The organism is Chryseobacterium sp. KLBC 52 (genome assembly GCF_003347605.1).
Lineage (GTDB): Bacteria > Bacteroidota > Bacteroidia > Flavobacteriales > Weeksellaceae > Chryseobacterium.
Map to the genome: position 1 here is coordinate 150,521 of NZ_QDFZ01000007.1, position 13,024 is coordinate 163,544.

The following is a 13,024-nucleotide window of genomic DNA, read 5'->3' on the forward strand; positions in this document are numbered from 1 at the left end:
GCAGAAATAATCAAAAAACAATATATAGGCTTTGACGGATACCGTTAAAGCCTTTTTTTATTCCTTAATCTCACAAAAAACAATAAGATGTTGACCAACACAATTACAATAAAAACTGTTTCGAAAAAAACACTGGGAGACCTTCATACTCCCATGAATATTTATCTTAAGATCAGGGATAAATTCAGGGATACCATTCTTCTGGAAAGCTCGGACTCGAAAAGTATCGATAACAATTTTTCCTTCATTGCGGTGAATGCCATCGCCGGAATTGAAGTGAAAAACCTCAACGAATATGAAATCAAACTTCCTGCTTCTGCTCCCGTAAAACAATTTATTATGGAGCGAAATATCACAGATATATTTGAGGAGTTCCGAAAAATTTTTAACTGCAAAGAGACCAATGATCCAATTGAACAGACAGCTCAGAGTCTTTTTGGATATACAAGTTTTGAAGCGGTACAGTTCTTTGAAAACATCAGCCTTAAAGCACAAAGCAAGGAAGTAGAAATCCCTGTGATGAGATACAGATTATACCAATATGTAATTGCGATCAATCATTTCAATGATGAAATGCATATTATTGAAAACTTTATCGATGGAGTAAAATCTGAACTTCATCTGTTGGAAAACCTTATTAAAAATCAGAATACTCCGGTTTATCCTTTTGAGAAAACAAGTGATGAAACATCTAATATTACCGATGAAGATTATCTTGAACTTGTAAAAACAGCTCAGAAACACTGTATGCGTGGTGATGTTTTCCAACTGGTTTTAAGCAGAAGGTTTGAACAAAAATTCAAGGGAGATGAGTTCAATGTGTACCGTGCTTTGAGAAATATCAACCCTTCCCCTTACCTGTTCTATTTTGATTACGGAAATTATAAATTATTCGGATCAAGTCCTGAAAGCCAGTTAATCATTAAAAATAATAAAGCGATCATTCACCCGATTGCAGGAACTTCAAAAAGAACCGGAAACTTTGAAGCGGATCTTGAGGCGATTGAAGTTTTAAAAGCTGATCCCAAAGAAAATGCAGAACACACCATGCTGGTAGATCTCGCCAGAAATGACCTTGGAAAGCTTGGGAAAAATGTAACGGTTACTAAACTAAAAGAAATCCAGCTTTTCTCTCACGTTATTCATATGGTAAGTGAAGTGACGGCAGATGTTGAAGATGATATCAATCCTCTGGAGATGGTTTCCGCCACTTTCCCTCAGGGAACATTAAGCGGTGCGCCCAAACATAAAGCACTTCAGCTGATCAACCAATATGAAAAAGATTCCCGTGGATATTATGGCGGCTGTATCGGAATTATCGGATTGAACGGAACCTGCAACCAGGCCATTATGATCAGAACATTCTTAAGCAAAAACAATACATTATTTTATCAGGCTGGTGCCGGCCTTGTGGCAAAATCTGTCCCTGAAAGCGAACTACAGGAAGTCAACAACAAACTGAACGCTCTTAAAAAAGCCGTAGAAAAAGCTGAAAAAATAGTTGAAAAATAAATCCGTCAACCAACAAACAGCAACAAAAACAACCAGCAACAATTTAACAAAAAAGCAATGAACAACAATATAAACATTCAACAACCACAGCTTAAAGTTCTCGTTTTCGACAACTACGACAGCTTTACCTATAACCTTGTTCAGATTATCGAAAGAATTCTGAATCAAAGAGTGGATGTGGTAAGAAATGATAAAATTACTCTTAAAGAAATTGGAAAATATGACAAAATCATCCTTTCTCCAGGTCCTGGAATTCCTGAAGAAGCCGGTATTTTATTAGACCTCATTAAAGAATATGCTCCTACAAAAAGTATCCTTGGAGTGTGCCTGGGCCAGCAGGCTATCGCTGAAGCTTTTGGGGGAAGTTTGATTAACCTTTCTGAAATCTTTCACGGAGTAGCCACCACTACTGAAATTGTAAAAGAAAACACCAAAGTTTTCAAAGATTTACAATCAGGATTGGAAGTAGGAAGATACCACAGCTGGGCAGTCAACCCGGAAGGATTCCCGGAAGAACTGGAAATTACAGCTGTAGATAAAGACGGAATGATCATGGCTTTGCAGCATAAAACCTATGATGTACACGGAGTACAGTTTCACCCTGAAAGCATTTTAACACCGGAAGGAGAAGTAATCATTAAAAACTTTCTGTTGTCATGAAAACCTTAGAAACCCCTTCAACAACCATAAAAACACCACAAATGAAAGAAATACTGCAATACCTGTTCAACCATAATACGCTTTCAAAATCAGAAGCAAAAGCTACCATGATTGAGATTGCACAGAATAAATTCAACACTGCAGAAGTTACTGCTTTCATAAGTGTTTTCCTGATGCGGAATATCACATTGAAAGAAATGGAAGGCTTCAGAGAAGCACTATTACAGATGGCTGTTCCTGTAAAAATTGATGCCAGTGATGCCATTGACATTGTTGGAACCGGAGGAGACGGAAAAGACACCATCAATATCTCCACTCTGGCCAGCTTTGTAGTAGCCGGAGCCGGACAAAAGGTAACAAAGCATGGAAATTACGGAGCTTCAACCACCACAGGATCATCGAATGTGCTGGAAGAACTGGGATATCAGTTTAAAAACAGCTCAGAGCAATTGAATGAAGATCTTGAAAGAGCCAATATCTGCTTTTTACATGCTCCTTATTTTCATCCTGCTCTGCAATCAGTCGGATTATTGAGAAAATCTTTGGGATTGAGGACATTTTTCAATCTTTTGGGGCCATTGGTAAATCCGGCAAAACCCAAATATTCAATGATCGGAGTTTATAATCTTGAAATTGCAAGAATTTATCAGTATCTCCTTCAGAAAGAGGAACGTGATTTTACTCTAGTACATGGTCTTGACGGATATGATGAAATAAGTCTTACTGACGATAGTAAAATCATTACAAAAAACGGAGAAGAAATCTATTCTGCAGAAGATTTAGGTTTCAATCCGGTAACACTGGAAGATATTAAAGCCGGAAGTTCCATTCAGGAAACGGCAAAAATATTTATGAATATTCTGGAAGGAAACGGTACAGAGCAGCAGAACTCTGTAATCCTTGCCAACGCTTCAGTAGCCTTACACAACACTCATAAATTCGGGACGTATGATGACTGTCTTTTAATGGCTCAGGAAAGCCTTCAAAGCGGAAAAGCATTGAATAGTTTTAATCTTTTAATTAATTAGTCTTACAATTTTTTTAACCTTTAAGAATTTTAAGTAATGAAGAATCATTAAGATAAATCATTCTGATTTTAAGTTAAAGTAAAGTTCATCTTAATAATCTTAACACCTTAATACAATCTTAATGGTTCAAAAAGAAAAAAGTTTAAACAGGTTCGAATAAAATAATCATTGATTAAATTTTAAACACAAAAAAATGACTATACTGGATAAAATTATTGAACGAAAAAAAGAGGAAGTTGCTGCAGCAAAATCACGCATTTCCCCTGACCGATTAAAAGACACCGCTTTTTTTGGAAGAAAAACCTATTCTCTGAAAGAATCCATCAAAAATAGGAGCGGAATTATTGCTGAGTTTAAAAGACAATCTCCTTCAAAAGGTATCATCAACAATAGTGTACAGCCTTTGGAGGTAGTTTCTGCTTACGAAAATTTTGGAGCCAGCGGAATTTCTATCCTGACTGATCATGATTTTTTCGGAGGAAATTTAAATGATATTCTGGATGTAAGAAATGAGATTACCATTCCGATTCTGCGAAAAGATTTTATGATTGATGAATATCAGTTTTATGAAGCCAAAAGTATTGGAGCTGATGTTGTTTTACTGATTGCTTCATGTCTTTCACCAGCTCAGGTAAAGGAATTCACAGAATTAGCTCACCAGCTGAAACTGGAAGTTTTACTGGAAATTCATACGGAAGATGAACTGAACCACTTTAATTCAAAAATCGACTTAGTGGGGATTAACAACAGGAATCTTAAAGATTTTAAAGTAGATCTTCACCATTCTGTTCAGTTGAAAAATCAGCTTCCAAAAGAAGTTTTATCTGTTGCAGAAAGTGGTATTTACAGCCTTGAAGATTTTCAGTTTTTAAAAGAAAAAGGATTTGACGGTTTCCTGATGGGTGAATATTTCATGAAAAATACAGATCCTGCCAAAGCTTTTGAAGAATTCACTTCTCAAATTTAAACTCAATAATAATCAACAATGAAACTGCAACCTACCACCTCAAACCTGCCACCTCGCCTGAAAGTCTGCGGTCTTACAAAACCGGATCAGATTCAGGAATTGATTGCTATGAAAACAGATTTTCTTGGTTTTATCTTCTACGAAAAGTCACCGAGATATGTTTTGAATCATCTGAGTCTGGAAGAGATCTCAACCATTGATCATCAGGGAAAAGTGGGCGTTTTTGTCAATGAAGAAGCAGATATCATTGTAAAGATCGTTCAACATGCAGATTTGAATTTTGTACAGCTTCATGGTGATGAAAGTAATGATTTCATTGCTGAACTAAGACAAAAACTAAATCCTGAGGTTGGAATCATTAAAGTCATCAGAATAGGAAGTAATACGGCAGAAAATCAAAACAAAATAACACAAATTCTTGATCTGCAACCTGCAACCTGCAACCTGCAACCTATCAACTACTACCTATTCGATACGGACAGCAAAGCCTTTGGTGGAACTGGAAAACAATTCGACTGGAATATTCTGAATGAGTTTCAAATTCCATTGCCCTACTTTTTAAGCGGCGGTATTTCTGAGGAAAATCTAGGGAATATGGATACATTGAAACAACAGCCTTTTGCTTTGGATATCAATTCGAAATTTGAAACAGAGCCCGGAAATAAAAATATTAACAGCATAAAAAAGTTTAAAACTTTATATCAGCAAAATAAATAACACATAAAAACACACAAGGATGAATATACATTTGCTCAAAAAGACATTTTATAAAACATTATTTCCGCCTAAATTCGGGAATGAAAAAATTCAGAACCTGTACCACTTTGTTGCTCAGAACGACAGTAATACAGAACATTGGGAAGTGGGTGGATTATTGTCTGATTTCATTAGTATTATAAAAGATTTTGAAGAAAGTGATATTCAGTATTTTTTTGAAAGAATCAGCTTATGGAACAGCTATTATCTGGTGATTATTTCGGATAAATTTTTGGAAAACCATGTCAGATCGCTTGTAAAGTATGACTTAGGACTTATTTATGCTAAAATATTTCTACTTTACGAAGACTCTGATCCTTATTATCTGATTGACAATCTGGAAATTGCGATTACCATGTATCAGTCGAAAATAGATAAAGCAACCTTAATTGATGTAATGCACAAAATAGAATTGCTGTATTATAAAAAACTGATTACCAAACAGCAAAATGATTACCATCTCACATTTATTAATAGCTTAAACCCATGAAATATAAGATAAAAGAAACGAAAGATTTAACGGAAGACGAGATCAAACATATTCTTGAACTTTGGGACATTTCTGCATGGAATACAATGAAATCTACCTATTTCCGTACTTTTTTCAAAGATTCAGAGTTTCATTTTCTGGTAGATGCCCATGAAAATATCCTGGCTGTTATAAGGGTGAATTTTGATTTTACCTTAAAAATAGCAGACACAGCATATAATTTTGCAGAAGCTGTAGGGCTTGTAGCAGCTCATAAAAAGAAAGGTTACGGTGCTGCATTGGTAAAGAATTTCAAGGAAAACGTCATTCATAGAAATTTGGAAACGATTGGTTTCTGCCATGCTGATCTTCGTTCCTTTTATGAAAAATGTGATATAGAAATTCTCCACGACAAAGCCAAAATGATCAAAGAAAGTATCGGCTCGGAGTGGGTGAATTCTGAAGATGATGATATTTTGATTTTTCATACCTCACAGGAAAGAAAAGAGCTGCTGAACCAGCTGAGTGTACAAAACAACGCTTATTTAATGACTAAAGAATAAAAAAATGAATTATAAAAACCCCGATGAGAACGGATATTATGGAGAGTTTGGAGGTGCTTTCATCCCCGAAATGCTCTATCCTAATGTAGAAGAACTGCAAAAAAACTATCTTGAAATCATAGAATCTGAAGATTTTCAGGCTGAATATCAGGATTTGCTGAAAAATTATGTCGGAAGGGCTACTCCACTCTATTTTGCTAAAAACTTAAGTCAAAAATACCAGACACAGATTTATTTGAAACGGGAAGATCTCAACCATACCGGAGCTCACAAGATTAATAATGCTCTGGGACAGGTCTTATTGGCAAAACGTCTTGGAAAAACAAGAATTATTGCTGAAACCGGTGCAGGACAACATGGTGTTGCTACCGCTACAGCGTGTGCTTTACTTGGTCTTGAGTGCATCGTTTATATGGGAGAAATTGATATCCAGAGACAAGCCCCGAATGTAGCAAGAATGAAAATGCTTGGTGCAGAAGTGGTAGCAGCTACTTCAGGATCAAAAACCCTTAAAGATGCAGTGAATGAAGCATTAAGAGACTGGATCAACAATCCTGTAACGACTCATTACGTGATTGGAAGTGTGGTAGGACCTCATCCTTTTCCTGATTTGGTAGCAAGATTTCAGAGTATTATTTCAAAAGAAATCAAAGAACAGCTGAAAGAGAAAATCGGAAGGGAAAATCCGGATTATGTGATTGCCTGTGTAGGTGGAGGAAGTAATGCTGCAGGAACTTTCTATCATTTTGTAGAAGAAAAAGAAGTAAAAATCATTGCTGCTGAAGCCGGAGGATTGGGTGTAGATTCAGGAAAATCTGCTGCGACTACATTTTTAGGAACTTTGGGGGTACTTCACGGAAGCAAAAGCCTTGTGATGCAGACGGAAGACGGACAGGTGATAGAGCCTCACTCTATTTCTGCAGGATTGGATTACCCTGGAATAGGTCCTTTTCATGCGCATTTGTTCAAAGAAAAAAGAGCAGAATTCTTTAGTATTAATGATGACGAAGCTTTACAATGTGCTTTTGAACTCACCAGACTGGAAGGAATTATTCCCGCACTGGAAAGTTCTCATGCGCTGGCAGTTTTAGATAAGAAAAAATTTAATGAAAATGATGTTGTCGTTATCTGCCTGAGTGGCCGTGGAGATAAGGATATGGGCACCTATCTTAAAGAAATTAGAAGTTAGATACTAGAAATTAGTAAGTATTACCTAATAAAAAGTATTCACCTTCTAACTTCTAACCTCGAATTTCTAACCTCTATAATAAAGAAATGAAAAAACTAAATATATACTTCACAGCAGGAATTCCACAGTTGGAAGATACCGCTGATATTATACAACTGATTCAGGAATCCGGAGCCGATATGATTGAAATCGGAATGCCTTATTCTGATCCTGTAGCAGACGGACCTGTGATTCAGAAAGCGCACGAGCTGGCTTTACAAAACGGAATGACCATTGAAAAATTGCTGTCTCAGCTGAAAGCGATCAAAGACGAAATCAGAATTCCGATTATTCTGATGGGTTACATTAATCCTGTTTTGAGCTTCGGATTTGAGAAATTCTGTGCAGTATGTGCGGAAAGTGGTGTGTCAGGATTGATTCTTCCAGACCTTCCTCCTATTGAGTTTGAGAAAAACTATCAGCATATTTTAAAACAATATCATCTTAATTTCACTTTTCTGGTAACTCCGGAAACTTCCGATGAAAGGATGATCTATCTGGATTCTTTAAGCTCAGGGTTCCTGTATGCAGTGAGCTCCTCTTCTACTACCGGAAATGAAAATGCTGTTGTAAAAAATGAAAACTACCTTTCCAGGGTAGCTTCCCTCCCGCTTAAAAATCCGGTGATGATTGGATTCGGAATTAAGTCTAAAGAAGATTTTGAAAATGTAACAGAAAAAGCAGATGGCGGTATCATTGGGACAGCCTTTGTGAATATTTTACTTCAGGATAGAGACTGGAAGAAAAGTGCTATAGATTTTATCCATTCCATAAAAGGGTAAAATTCACTAAATTTGTATATCAAAAATTGAAATGAATACAAATCAAAATAAAGCAGTAGAATTTGAAGATTTAGGAGTCAAAGAATATCAGCCTGCCTGGGATTATCAGGAACAGCTGATGAAAAACATCATTGACACCAAAATAAAAAACAGAGATCTTCCTGCAGAACAACATACCACTACTCCCAATCACCTTCTTTTTGTAGAACATCCTCATGTGTATACCTTAGGAAAAAGCGGGCATGAAGAAAATATGCTTGCCGGTATTGACAAGCTGAAAGAAATTGATGCTACTTTCGTGAAAGTAAACCGTGGCGGAGATATTACCTATCACGGTTATGGACAAGTTGTAGGTTATCCTATTCTGGATCTTGAAAACTTTTTCACAGATATTCATTTATATATGAGAAATCTGGAAGAAGTGATCATCAGAACCATTGCCGAATATGGTATTAAAGGAGAACGCTCGCCGGGAGAAACCGGAGTTTGGCTGGATGTTGGAAAGCCTTACGCCAGAAAAATGTGTGCGATGGGAGTGAAAGCTTCCCGTTGGGTAACTCTTCACGGCTTTGCATTGAATGTGAATACGGATATGCGTTATTTTGAATACATTATTCCATGTGGGATCAAAGACAAGCAGGTAACTTCTTTGAAAAGAGAGCTTGAAAGAGAGTTGACACCAGAAGAAATGGAAGAATTGAAAGCAAAGATCAGAAAACATTTCGCTGATGTTTTTCAGGCAGAATTGATTTACAAATAGCCAAGTTTAGTTACAATATAATAAGCCCGGTTTCAACTATTGAAACTGGGTTTTTAATTTTATGATAATGTTATTTTTATTTAATTAGACTAGCCACAACGTTTATCATTCCGTAGGAATTCAAATCGTAAAAAACAACGGATTTTACTATTTTAAAAATTTTCTATTTTCCTTGGATTTACCTATAAAAATCATCATTTTTCTACCTTTTTCCCTATTATTAAATCAATAAAACAACAGAATAATTTATTTTTTTTAAAAAAAATATTGCTCATATTTTAAATTTTATTACTTTTAATATCACAAAATAGTGAACTATCACCATTATAAAGTTCACTGAAAATTAACCACAAAATATAAAAACTATGAAAAAATTTCTGTTATCCATGATGGTATTCGTGTCGGTACTATCTTTTAATTCCTGCTCAGATTCAGGTGCCAGCCAGGATCCTAATCTTGTAGCCAAGGAGTCTAATGAAATTGCCATGAAAGACTTCGGTAAAACTGTTCCGGTAGGGATAGAAAAAGAGGATGGAAAATTTAAGGTTTCATTTATGGTTTCTGCACAGCCCTATCAAATTAAGGATACCAAAGAAAATGCGGGATTTATCTCCATGATCAAAGAAGCTGTAGAAAATGAAACGCCTGTTCAGATTTTTCTGAAAGCTAATTCTAATGAAATTGCAAAAGTAGAAAAAGCAACAGCTGATGACATCCGTTATTTCAAATCAGTATTCAACAAAGAAGAAAGAGGGGAAAGTAACAAGGCAGTAAGTGTTATTCCTAATCTTGCTACATTAAACAGTCTTTTTACACAGATCAAAAACCAGGCTTGCGGAACTTCTACCGCATCTTCACCATGTATCACCTTCAGATATCCTGTGGATGGCTGTTATGCAAGAGCTCACAAAATGAGACAAATCCTTTTAAATGCAGGTTACGATTGTGAAAAGCAATTCGTTTATGGTAACCTAAGAGCTTCTACAGGAACCTGCTGCGTTTCATGGGTATATCACGTAGCCATTTTGGTAAGCTTCAAAAATGCTTCAGGAATTGTTGAAAAAAGAATCATTGACCCATCATTATTCTCCAGCGGACCTGTAACTGACGCTGCATGGAGAGCTGCATGTACCAATACAAGCTGTGGATCTGCTTCTGTTTCTTCTTATGCCAATACAGCAGGAAACGTATACTACAGAAGTCCATCAGGATCTTTATTATATGATAACAATTATGTAAATACCAACTGTGTATTAAACATATTCTCATCCCTTTCAGGATGTTCTCCTTCCCCTGCACCTAGTGTAGCAAGTTGTGGATTTTAACTAATTTATATAGAGCTCCTGCCCATATTTTGATATATTGCAGGAGCTTTTTACTTAATCTTTTTTTTATTATGAAAGCCTGGTCCTATTTACTATTACTTTTTATTATGATTACATCCTGTTCCGGAAATTCCAGTTCACAGAACTTAACATGGTACAATAATGCCACGATTTCCAACATCATGGAAGATCCCGATCAACCGAATGAAGTGGTACGTGTCGCTATTGGAATCAGCGCTCAGGTTTTTTATCTTTCAAAAAAATCACCGGAATACAAAAGCCTTATGGAAAAAGCAACCCAAAGCTTTAAAAAAGGTAAGACCTATAATATCGGTATTGAAAATAAAACCAATATCATCAAAGAAATTAAAGAGGTCAAATAATCCGGATTATCTGATCACAGAAATTCCGGCATCCACTTTCACTTCTGCCCCATGGATATAGGAAGCTTCTTCTGAAGCCAGAAACAGAACTACATTGGCAATTTCTGACGGTTCACCCTGCCTTTTAAAAGGAATTGTAGGGATAATATCATCTATAGCACTTTCAATCTGCTCTCCCGTTAATCCTGTATTATTAAAAATATTGGTTTTAATATGTCCGGGACTTACTCCATTCACACGGATTCCACGTTCTGTAAGCTCTACGGCAAAAGTTTTGATCATTGACTGCACTGCAGATTTTGCTGCAGAATACACCGAAAAATTAGGCATCGCAATCTCTGTCGCCACCGAAGTATTGAAAATAACAGAACTTCCGCTTTTCATCAATGGTAATATCTGCTGTACCGTAAAAAACGGTCCTTTTACCAGCATATCAAAGAGTTCATCAAACTGATTTTCGTCTACGTATTCTACGGGAGCAAATCTTCCGTAACCCGCATTGGCAAAGACCAGATCAATATGTTCTGTATACTTTCTGACTTCCTGCTGAAGAATCATCAGATCTTTTATATTTCCTGCGTTGGATATGATTCCGAAGGCACTTTCTCCAAGCTTTTCCAAAGCATTATTCACAGTTTCTTCACTTCTGCCTGTAATAATGACTTTCCCTCCTTCTTCTATAAATTTCTGAGCGGTTGCCAAACCCATTCCATTGGTTCCTCCTGTAATTAAGGCCGTTTTGTTTTTAAATCTCTGCATTGTTTTTAGTTTAAAATTCTAAGGCAAAGATTGGAATTCAAAGGCTTTGAAAAAATCCGAATCATGCTGAAATGATTAAAACTGAAACTAAAAATTTCTCATTGGTCATCTTCATTTATTTACCTTTTTAAAGTTTATCAATAATTGCCATCAATAAAATCTTTCAAAATTAAATTGTACACAATTAAATTGAGTGTACATTTGTACTGTTCATTTACTTCAACATAAAAACAGAAGTGATAAACACAAAGTAGTTTAATTTAAAAACAAAATAAAAATGTCATTAATAGAAAATCTAAACTGGAGACACGCTGTAAAAGCTTATGATCCTACCAAAAAAGTTTCACAGGAAGACCTTACTACTATTTTAGAATCAGCAAGACTGGCTCCTACTTCATCCGGACTACAACCGTTCAGAATTATTGTAGTAGAAAATCAGGAACTGAAAGAAAAAATGGTAGCAGGCGCTTTAAACCCTGAAGTCATGAGAGATTCTTCTCACGTTTTGGTCTTTGCAGCATGGGACAGCTATTCTAATGAAAAAATTGACAAAGTTTACGATTATCATACCGATGTAAGAGACCTTCCGAGAGGACGTTTCGGAAGCTACACCGATAAAATTAAGGAAATGTATGGAGCACAGACTGCTGAAGAGCATTTTGCCCACACTGCTCGTCAGACTTATATTGCCTTAGGAATTGCTCTTGCACAGGCTGCGGAACTTAAAATCGACAGTACACCGGCTGAAGGTTTCAGCAATGCTGTAGTGGATGAAGTACTGGGATTAAAAGAATTAGGATTAAAAAGTGTAAGCCTTTTATACCTTGGATACCGCGACGAAGCTAATGACTGGCTTTCTTCTATGAAAAAAGTCAGAATTCCAATGGATGAATTTATCATAAAAAAGTAATACCTTCATCGAATCTTTCGTACTCAAAAATTATGGAAAATCCGAAAACACCCAAACTGGAAAACCAGATTTGCTTCCCATTATATGTCATTGCCAAAGAGATTACAGGGCTTTACCGTCCTTTTCTTGATGAGCTGGGCATTACGTATCCGCAGTATCTTGTGATGATGATATTATGGGATGGTGACGGACTTACGGTAACGCATATCGGAGAAAAACTGTTTCTGGACAGTGGAACTTTAACGCCTCTTCTTAAGAGACTGGAGTCTAAAGGATTTATTATCAGAAAGAGAAAAAAAGAGGACGAAAGAGTGGTTGAAGTATTTTTAGACGAAGCTGGAAAACAGCTTCAGCAGAAGGCTTGTGAAATTCCGGGAAAAATCCAGGAAAAACTGGGAATACAACCGGAAGAGCTGCTGCACCTTAAAGACACAGTCTTAAAAATATTAAACAAAATAGAAAAATAAATGAAAACTTTATATACCACTCAGGTTACTGCTCAAGGAGGCAGAAACGGCCATGTGAAAAGTGAAAACGGAGTATTGGAACTTGAGGTAAGAATGCCGAAAGGTTTAGGAGGAGCCAATGATGATTTTGCCAATCCTGAAATGCTTTTTGCAGCAGGATATTCTGCCTGTTTCGACAGCGCTCTGAACAGAGTGATCAGTCTTTCTAAAATAAAAACCGGAGAAACTACAGTAACTGCTCAGGTAAGCATAGGCCAACTTGAGAATGGTGGCTTCGGACTGGCAGCAGAACTGGATGTGAACATCCCCGGAGTTTCTCTTGAGGAAGCACAAGCTTTGACAGAAAAGGCACACCAGATCTGTCCTTACTCTAATGCTACCAGAAATAATATGGAGGTGAAACTTTCAGTAACCAACAACGATTAATCCAATTTTTTTAAGCATAGTTATAACGA

The 13,024-nt window shown here is 36.5% G+C and carries 16 protein-coding genes; 15 read left to right on the top strand and 1 reads right to left on the bottom strand.

Features of this window, described 5'->3' with window-relative positions:
* The first annotated feature begins 87 nt into the window (after positions 1-87).
* The 12 genes from DDF69_RS09545 to DDF69_RS09600 all read left to right on the top strand — a co-directional run bounded on the left by DDF69_RS09545 (position 88) and on the right by DDF69_RS09600 (position 10,433).
* A complete protein-coding gene (locus DDF69_RS09545; RefSeq protein ID WP_114820584.1) occupies positions 88-1,512 on the top strand; it encodes an anthranilate synthase component I family protein in 1,425 nt (474 codons plus the stop codon).
* A gap of 57 nt (positions 1,513-1,569) precedes the next feature.
* Positions 1,570-2,172, top strand: a complete 603-nt coding sequence (locus DDF69_RS09550; protein ID WP_114820585.1) for an anthranilate synthase component II — start codon at positions 1,570-1,572, stop codon at positions 2,170-2,172.
* A gap of 41 nt (positions 2,173-2,213) precedes the next feature.
* Positions 2,214-3,200, top strand: a complete 987-nt coding sequence (trpD, locus tag DDF69_RS09555; RefSeq protein ID WP_114820669.1) for an anthranilate phosphoribosyltransferase — start codon at positions 2,214-2,216, stop codon at positions 3,198-3,200.
* A 193-nt stretch (positions 3,201-3,393) separates the two neighbouring features.
* On the top strand, positions 3,394-4,167 hold the full coding sequence (gene trpC, locus DDF69_RS09560; RefSeq protein WP_114820586.1) for an indole-3-glycerol phosphate synthase TrpC: 774 nt from the start codon (positions 3,394-3,396) through the stop codon (positions 4,165-4,167).
* An 18-nt stretch (positions 4,168-4,185) separates the two neighbouring features.
* A complete protein-coding gene (locus tag DDF69_RS09565; RefSeq protein ID WP_114820587.1) occupies positions 4,186-4,884 on the top strand; it encodes a phosphoribosylanthranilate isomerase in 699 nt (232 codons plus the stop codon).
* 19 nt (positions 4,885-4,903) lie between these two features.
* Positions 4,904-5,413 (top strand): hypothetical protein, encoded by a 510-nt coding sequence (locus DDF69_RS09570; protein WP_114820588.1) that lies wholly within the window; start codon positions 4,904-4,906, stop codon positions 5,411-5,413.
* On the top strand, positions 5,410-5,955 hold the full coding sequence (locus DDF69_RS09575; RefSeq protein WP_114820589.1) for a GNAT family N-acetyltransferase: 546 nt from the start codon (positions 5,410-5,412) through the stop codon (positions 5,953-5,955). The genes DDF69_RS09570 and DDF69_RS09575 overlap by 4 nt, the downstream gene beginning before the upstream one ends.
* Positions 5,956-5,959: 4 nt before the next feature.
* A complete protein-coding gene (gene trpB, locus DDF69_RS09580; RefSeq protein WP_114820590.1) occupies positions 5,960-7,144 on the top strand; it encodes a tryptophan synthase subunit beta in 1,185 nt (394 codons plus the stop codon).
* Between the two features lie 62 nt (positions 7,145-7,206).
* A complete protein-coding gene (trpA, locus tag DDF69_RS09585; RefSeq protein WP_228411959.1) occupies positions 7,207-7,965 on the top strand; it encodes a tryptophan synthase subunit alpha in 759 nt (252 codons plus the stop codon).
* 31 nt (positions 7,966-7,996) lie between these two features.
* Positions 7,997-8,725 carry a lipoyl(octanoyl) transferase LipB gene (gene lipB, locus DDF69_RS09590; protein ID WP_034696030.1) on the top strand — a complete coding sequence of 243 codons (729 nt, stop codon included), beginning with the start codon at positions 7,997-7,999 and terminating at the stop codon, positions 8,723-8,725.
* A gap of 365 nt (positions 8,726-9,090) precedes the next feature.
* A complete protein-coding gene (locus tag DDF69_RS09595) occupies positions 9,091-10,050 on the top strand; it encodes a protein-glutamine glutaminase (protein ID WP_114820592.1) in 960 nt (319 codons plus the stop codon).
* Between the two features lie 107 nt (positions 10,051-10,157).
* Complete coding sequence (locus tag DDF69_RS09600) at positions 10,158-10,433, top strand: hypothetical protein (RefSeq protein ID WP_162800894.1); 276 nt, start codon at positions 10,158-10,160, stop codon at positions 10,431-10,433.
* 6 nt (positions 10,434-10,439) lie between these two features.
* On the opposite strand, the gene DDF69_RS09605 is transcribed toward DDF69_RS09600, so the two are convergent.
* Positions 10,440-11,192, bottom strand: coding sequence for an SDR family oxidoreductase (locus DDF69_RS09605; protein WP_114820594.1), 753 nt, complete (start codon positions 11,190-11,192; stop codon positions 10,440-10,442).
* A 277-nt stretch (positions 11,193-11,469) separates the two neighbouring features.
* Between DDF69_RS09605 and DDF69_RS09610 the strand changes: the two genes are divergently transcribed.
* Genes DDF69_RS09610 through DDF69_RS09620 form a run of 3 tightly spaced genes read left to right on the top strand, consistent with a single transcriptional unit; the run spans position 11,470 to position 12,995 of the window.
* Positions 11,470-12,102: an NAD(P)H-dependent oxidoreductase gene (locus DDF69_RS09610; protein ID WP_114820595.1), complete on the top strand. Its 633-nt coding sequence runs from the start codon at positions 11,470-11,472 to the stop codon at positions 12,100-12,102.
* A 32-nt stretch (positions 12,103-12,134) separates the two neighbouring features.
* Positions 12,135-12,569, top strand: a complete 435-nt coding sequence (locus tag DDF69_RS09615; protein ID WP_114820596.1) for a MarR family winged helix-turn-helix transcriptional regulator — start codon at positions 12,135-12,137, stop codon at positions 12,567-12,569.
* Positions 12,570-12,995, top strand: coding sequence for an organic hydroperoxide resistance protein (locus DDF69_RS09620; protein ID WP_114820597.1), 426 nt, complete (start codon positions 12,570-12,572; stop codon positions 12,993-12,995).
* The last annotated feature ends 29 nt before the right edge of the window (positions 12,996-13,024 follow it).

Bases quoted from the DNA above. Each gene is read 5' to 3' on its own strand.
- DDF69_RS09550 (WP_114820585.1), top strand. From the start codon at position 1,570: ATGAACAACAATATAAACATTCAACAACCACAGCTTAAAGTTCTCGTT.
- trpB (WP_114820590.1), top strand. From the start codon at position 5,960: ATGAATTATAAAAACCCCGATGAGAACGGATATTATGGAGAGTTTGGA.
- DDF69_RS09575 (WP_114820589.1), top strand. From the start codon at position 5,410: ATGAAATATAAGATAAAAGAAACGAAAGATTTAACGGAAGACGAGATC.
- DDF69_RS09570 (WP_114820588.1), top strand. From the start codon at position 4,904: ATGAATATACATTTGCTCAAAAAGACATTTTATAAAACATTATTTCCG.
- DDF69_RS09610 (WP_114820595.1), top strand. From the start codon at position 11,470: ATGTCATTAATAGAAAATCTAAACTGGAGACACGCTGTAAAAGCTTAT.
- DDF69_RS09605 (WP_114820594.1), bottom strand. From the start codon at position 11,192: ATGCAGAGATTTAAAAACAAAACGGCCTTAATTACAGGAGGAACCAAT.
- DDF69_RS09620 (WP_114820597.1), top strand. From the start codon at position 12,570: ATGAAAACTTTATATACCACTCAGGTTACTGCTCAAGGAGGCAGAAAC.
- lipB (WP_034696030.1), top strand. From the start codon at position 7,997: ATGAATACAAATCAAAATAAAGCAGTAGAATTTGAAGATTTAGGAGTC.
- DDF69_RS09595 (WP_114820592.1), top strand. From the start codon at position 9,091: ATGAAAAAATTTCTGTTATCCATGATGGTATTCGTGTCGGTACTATCT.
- DDF69_RS09615 (WP_114820596.1), top strand. From the start codon at position 12,135: ATGGAAAATCCGAAAACACCCAAACTGGAAAACCAGATTTGCTTCCCA.
- DDF69_RS09545 (WP_114820584.1), top strand. From the start codon at position 88: ATGTTGACCAACACAATTACAATAAAAACTGTTTCGAAAAAAACACTG.
- DDF69_RS09600 (WP_162800894.1), top strand. From the start codon at position 10,158: ATGATTACATCCTGTTCCGGAAATTCCAGTTCACAGAACTTAACATGG.
- trpC (WP_114820586.1), top strand. From the start codon at position 3,394: ATGACTATACTGGATAAAATTATTGAACGAAAAAAAGAGGAAGTTGCT.
- trpD (WP_114820669.1), top strand. From the start codon at position 2,214: ATGAAAGAAATACTGCAATACCTGTTCAACCATAATACGCTTTCAAAA.
- DDF69_RS09565 (WP_114820587.1), top strand. From the start codon at position 4,186: ATGAAACTGCAACCTACCACCTCAAACCTGCCACCTCGCCTGAAAGTC.